Source organism: Teichococcus coralli, assembly GCF_009829925.1.
GTDB classification, from domain to species: domain Bacteria; phylum Pseudomonadota; class Alphaproteobacteria; order Acetobacterales; family Acetobacteraceae; genus Pseudoroseomonas; species Pseudoroseomonas coralli.
Genome location: NZ_SNVJ01000071.1, coordinates 1 through 456, shown reverse-complemented (window position 1 = coordinate 456; position 456 = coordinate 1). Strand labels below are relative to the sequence as shown.

1 protein-coding gene is annotated in these 456 nt (G+C 63.2%); it reads right to left on the bottom strand.

Going from position 1 to position 456, the window contains the following annotated elements; translation table 11 throughout:
- Positions 1-456: permease (locus E0493_RS22975; RefSeq protein WP_202397311.1), on the bottom strand; the 456-nt coding region annotated here is incomplete at both ends.

Sequence of the window (456 nt, the reverse complement as noted above, 5' to 3'; positions counted from 1 at the left end):
GCGACCGTGAAGCCAAACAGGATCTCCTTCCAGACCATCTTCCATTCCATGACAAAGGCATGGGCGATGTTGCTCCAGCCTTCGCGGGAGAGCAGCTTGTCGCGCCAGTTGCCCTTCATGCCGTGCTCCATTGCCATTCCCTCGGCCTCCTGGGCGCGCTCCGCATGCTCGCGCGCCTTCTCTGCCAAGTTTCCGGGAAGCCAGATTCGCGTGAGCAGATAGGCGTAGAGCACCATCAGCAATCCGAGGAGGATGTTGCCCAGCGTGAAGCGCCAGCCAACCAGCACCCCGAGCACGGCCCCAAGCTCGATCACGAGGTTGGTCGAGGCGATCAGGAAGGCGATGGCATTGGCCGGGTGCGCTCCCTTCACCAGCACGGAGCGTGAGGCGGCAAGGGCGGCGAAGGAACAGGAGGACGAGATGAACCCGAAAAGCGAGGCAAGCGCTGCCTGCCGG